The 4,815-nt window shown below is 64.5% G+C and carries 5 protein-coding genes; 1 reads left to right on the top strand and 4 read right to left on the bottom strand.

Annotated features, from left to right (window positions below; all coding sequences use genetic code 11):
- The 3 genes from EN932_RS29395 to EN932_RS29405 form a co-directional block, all read right to left on the bottom strand.
- On the bottom strand, positions 1–857 hold an 857-nt coding region (locus EN932_RS29395; RefSeq protein ID WP_128369272.1), incomplete at its 3' end, for an acetyl-CoA C-acyltransferase.
- 1 nt (position 858) lies between these two features.
- Entirely contained in the window at positions 859–1,659 is an 801-nt protein-coding gene (locus EN932_RS29400; protein WP_063173321.1) for a CoA-transferase subunit beta, read from the bottom strand.
- Entirely contained in the window at positions 1,656–2,513 is an 858-nt protein-coding gene (locus EN932_RS29405) for a CoA transferase subunit A (RefSeq protein WP_063173322.1), read from the bottom strand. The genes EN932_RS29400 and EN932_RS29405 overlap by 4 nt, the downstream gene beginning before the upstream one ends.
- Positions 2,514–2,634: 121 nt before the next feature.
- On the opposite strand from EN932_RS29405, the gene EN932_RS29410 reads away from it, so the two are divergent.
- A complete protein-coding gene (locus tag EN932_RS29410; RefSeq protein WP_027163027.1) occupies positions 2,635–3,405 on the top strand; it encodes an IclR family transcriptional regulator C-terminal domain-containing protein in 771 nt (256 codons plus the stop codon).
- A gap of 241 nt (positions 3,406–3,646) precedes the next feature.
- Here the strand turns inward: EN932_RS29410 and EN932_RS29420 are convergent.
- Positions 3,647–4,815: FAD-binding oxidoreductase (locus EN932_RS29420; protein WP_164890671.1), on the bottom strand; the 1,169-nt coding region annotated here is incomplete at its 5' end.

The raw sequence follows: 4,815 nt of genomic DNA on the forward strand, positions 1-4,815 counted from the left end.
GCTCCGCCGAGGATGCGGGCGATCGGCGTCAGCCCATACTTTTTCACCGCCGCCTCGGAGGCAACGATCAGCGCCGCCGCGCCGTCATTGACGCCGGAGGCGTTGCCGGCCGTCACCGTGCCGCCCTGCCGGAACGGCGTCGGCAGCTTGGCCAGCGCCTCGACCGTTGAGCCCGCGCGGGGGTGTTCATCCTTGCTGACAATGAGCGCATCGCCCTTGCGCTGCAGGATGGTCACTGGGGTGATCTCCTTCGCCAATCTTCCATTGGCTTGTGCGGCGACGGCCTTGTTCTGGCTGCGCACTGCGAAAGCGTCCTGGTCGGCCCGCGACACCGAAAAATCCTCGGCGACGTTCTCGCCGGTTTCCGGCATGGAATCGACGCCATACTGCTTCTTCATCAGCGGGTTGACGAAGCGCCAGCCGATGGTGGTGTCGTAAATCTCGGCATTGCGCGAGAACGCCGTGTCGGCCTTGGGCATGACGAAGGGTGCCCGGCTCATCGATTCGACGCCGCCCGCGATCATCAGCTCCGCCTCGCCGGCCTTGATGGCTCGGGCGGCAATGGTCAGCGCATCCATGCCGGAGCCGCACAGGCGATTGACGGTCGAGCCCGGGACCTCCTTTGGCAGCCCTGCCAGCAGCAGCGCCATGCGCGCTACGTTGCGATTGTCCTCGCCGGCCTGGTTGGCGCAGCCATAGACGACATCGTCGATCGCCTGCCAGTCGATGCCGGCATTGCGCTCAACCAGTGCCCTCAGCGGGATGGCGCCTAGATCGTCCGATCGTACCGAAGACAGCGAACCGCCGAAGCGGCCGATCGGCGTGCGGATGTAGTCGCAGATATAGGCCTCGGCCATGTCATGCAGCCTTTGCTTTTCCGGTTCCCTCATGCGCCGCCTTGGTGCGGGCCTGCAGGTCGCGCAATGTCTTCAATTCGAGTTCGCTTGGCGCCGGTGTTTCGTCAAGCGCCTCCGCGAACTTTACCACCCAGCCACAGCTCTCCTGCACCTGCTGGCGGGTGACGCCCGGATGCAACGACACGACGGTGAATTCCTTGGTCACCGGATCCGGCTTCCAGATGGCGAGATCGGTGATCAGCAAGGTCGGACCTGATGTGTCGATGCCAAGCCGCTTGCGATGATCGCCACCCTCGCCATGGCCGAAGGAGGTGAAGAAGTCGATCTTCTCGACCATGCCGCGCTTGGTCTGCGCCATTGTGATGTAGATCTGCTTCGACGAGGTCGCGATCTCCGGCGCGCCGCCGCCGCCGGGCAGTCTGGTCTTGGGATGGAAATAGTTGCCGATGACGGTGGTGTTGATGTTGCCGAACTTGTCGAGCTGGGCCGCCCCCAAAAAACCGATCGAGATGCGGCCACCCTGCAGCCAGTAGCGGAACATCTCCGGCACCGCGACGGTGGTGACGGCGGTCTCGCACAATTCGCCATCGCCGATCGACAGCGGCAGCACATCGGGCGCGGTGCCGATCGTGCCGCTCTCGTAGATCAGCGTGATGTCAGGCGCATGCGTCAGCCGCGCCACATTGCAGGCCGCGGACGGTGCGCCGATGCCGACGAAGCAGACATCGTCATTCCTGAGCGCCCTGCTGGCGGCGATCGTCATCATCTCGTTGGGGGTGAAACCCAATGGATTGTCGCTCATGCCGCTTTCCTCAAATGCTCGACCCGGGCCGCGAAATCGCCGGCGCTCTTCTCCAAGACATTGGCCTGCATCCACGCCTGGAATTTGTCACGGTCGGCGGCGATCTCGTCCCATTCGAGATAGGCGGCATTGTCACGCGCATAATAGCCATGTGCGTAGGACGGGTGCGAGCCGCCTGGCACGACGGATATCGCCGCGATCGTCCAGCGCGGCAGCACGGTCAGATTGGGGTGCAGATCGTCGAAATTGTCGACCACTTCCTCCACCGTCACCACCGCTCGCTTGGCCGCCAGCACCGCTTCCTTCTGGATGCCGATGATGCCTTCGACCAGCACATTGCCTTGTCTGTCGGCCTTCTGCGCATGGATGAAGGTGACGTCAGGCCTGATCGAAGGAACAGCCGCCAGCACCTCGCCGGTGAACGGACAGGTGACAGACTTGATGTTCGGATTGACCGCCGCGAGGCCAGCACCGCGATAGCCGCGAAACACCGCGCAGGGCAGACCGGCCGCGCCCGCCTCATAGGCATTGGCCATGCCGGCATGGCTGTGCTCCTCGATCTCGATCGATCTGGGGAAACCGTTCTCGATGGCGTCGCGGGCGCGCCGCAGCAGGCCGACGCCGGGATTGCCGACATAGGAGAAGACGATTTTCTTCGCCATGCCCATACCGATCATCTGGTCGTAGATCAGGTCCGGCGTCATGCGGACCAGGGTCAGGTCGCGAAAACCCTGACGGATCGCCTCATGCGCCGCCGCCGTCGGGATCAGATGGGTGAAACCCTCGAAGGCGACCGTGTCATCATCGTTCAAATTCTCCGCAACAGCCTGTTTGAGCGGCAGGAACTTGACCATCGCATCGGCTCCGGGTTCAAAAAGTTCGTATTGCGAACATATGTTTTATATGCGATACTTTCTACGCTGGGGGAGGGCGAGGAGTCAATCCTGGCGTCGATGCCGTTCCCGCGGAGTTGAGATGGACGAAGAAGCCGCTTCCCGTGATCATGTCGGCTCGCTCGAGCGCGGCCTTGCCGTCATGGAGATCCTGGCTCGGCATCCCTCGGGCATGACGCTGACCGAAATGGCCGAGGAAGCGGGCCTGACCCGCGCCGGCGCCCGCCGCTTTCTGCTGACGCTCACCGCCACCGGCTATGCAACGCAAGCCGGCCGCGTGTTCTCGCTGTCGCCACGCTTGCTGACGATCGCCCGCACCTGGCTCGGCGGCGCCTCGCTCTGGGCCTTCGCCGCACCCATCATGCGCGCGGTCGCCGCACAGCTGAACGAGGCCTGTTCGGCGGCGATCCTGTCGGGTGCCGATGTCGTCTATGTCGCCCGTATTCCCGGCCGCCGCATCCTCAGCGTGTCGCTCGATGTCGGCACCAGGCTGCCGGCCTATTGCACCTCGATGGGACGCATCCTGCTTGCCGGTCTGACGCCTCAGGAATTGGACGCATTCCTCGGCCAGGCGACGATCGAGAGACGGACGCCGAAGACGATCACCGACAGGTGTTTGTTAGCCAACGCCATCGGCAAGGCGAAAGCGGACGGCTTTGCCATCGTCGACGAGGAACTGGAACTCGGCCTGCGCTCGATCGCCGTGCCGATCCGCGACCGCGCAGAACGCACGGTCGCGGCCATCAACGTCTCGACGCAATCGGCGCGGTTCTCCGTCGCGGAGATGGAGCGGGAGATTCTGCCGGCGCTGCTGGAGGCCAGGCAGCGGATTGAAGATTTTTTTGTGGTTTAAGAGGCCTTCTCCAACAACCTTCACCGTCGGCGGGACAGCGCCCCCCTCTGCCCTGCCGGGCATCTCCCCCTCTTGGGGGGAGATCGGACGTCACGCCGGCTTTCGCCAATCTCCAACGACGCAGGAATGGGCGAAGCCACCAATCTGCCAATCTCCCCCCTTGAGGGGGAGATGTCCGGCAGGACTGAGGGGGGCGCGAAGGATCGCGGCGTTTTGCAATTCGCCGCCGCCCCGCCGACCCTCAATGCTTGATGCGATCCCGCATGGCATACCACAGCATGCCCAGCACATAGAGCGGACCGCGCAGCGCCGTGCCGCCGGGGAATGGCATCGGGGTGAGCGTCGAGAACAGATCGAGCCGCGAGGCGTCGCCGGCGATCGCCTCGGCCAGGAGCTTGCCCGACAGCGTCGACAGGATGACGCCCTTGCCGGAATAGCCATGCGCGAAATAGACCTCGCCATAGTGCCCGACATGCGGCAGCCTGGATGTCGTCACCGACACCAGCCCGCCCCAGGCGTGATCGATGCGGCAGCCCTGAAGTTGCGGGAAGGTGGCTTCCATATGCGGCCGCACGAAGCCGGCGATATCGGCCGGCGGTGACGGCGTGTAGCGCTCGCCGCCGCCGAACAGCAGCCGGCCGTCCGCCGACATCCGGTAATAGTTGACGACGAAGCGTGTGTCGGACACCGCGACATTGGCCGGGATGACATTGCGCTTGCCCTCCAGCGGCTCGGTGGCGACGATGTAGTTGCCAACCGGCATGATGCGGCTGTTGACGCGCGGCTCCAGCCCATCGAGCAGAGCGTCACCGGCCAGCACGACATGTTTTGCACGCACCGATCCCTTTGCCGTCGAGATCCGGATCGAAGGCTCACGCTCCAGCTTCACCGCCACCGAATTCTCATGGATGACGACGCCGGCAGCAATCGCCGCGCGGGCAAGGCCGAGCGTGTAGTTCAGCGGATGCATGTGGCCGCCGAGCGGCTCATACATCGCGCCATGATAGGGTGTGTCGACCTTGGCTCGGGCTTCCGCCGCCGACAGGATTTCGGCGTGCGGGAACTTCATCACCGTAGCCAGGCACTCGACCTCTTCCTCGAGATCCTTGAGGTCGGAACCGTTGACCGCGCCGACCAGATGGCCGGTCAGCCTGAGATCGCAATCGATGGCATGGCGCTCGATGATGTCGAGCACCAGCCCACGCGCCTCGAACGCAAGATCGAACAGCACCTTTGCCCGCTCCGGCCCGTAGAGCTTGACCAGGCCCTTGGCGCCCTTGCGCAGGCCGGGGATCATCTGGCCGCCATTGCGGCCCGACGCCCCCCAACCGATCTTGCCGCCTTCGAGCAGCACCACCTTCAACCCGCGCTCGGCGGCGTGAAGGGCGGCCGACAGGCCGGTGCAGCCGC

Origin of the sequence: Mesorhizobium sp. M7A.F.Ca.US.002.01.1.1 (assembly GCF_004022955.1) — a bacterium.
Taxonomy (GTDB): Bacteria; Pseudomonadota; Alphaproteobacteria; order Rhizobiales; family Rhizobiaceae; genus Mesorhizobium; species Mesorhizobium ciceri.

Bases quoted from the DNA above. Each gene is read 5' to 3' on its own strand.
- EN932_RS29400 (WP_063173321.1), bottom strand. From the start codon at position 1,659: ATGAGCGACAATCCATTGGGTTTCACCCCCAACGAGATGATGACGATC.
- EN932_RS29405 (WP_063173322.1), bottom strand. From the start codon at position 2,513: ATGGTCAAGTTCCTGCCGCTCAAACAGGCTGTTGCGGAGAATTTGAAC.
- EN932_RS29410 (WP_027163027.1), top strand. From the start codon at position 2,635: ATGGACGAAGAAGCCGCTTCCCGTGATCATGTCGGCTCGCTCGAGCGC.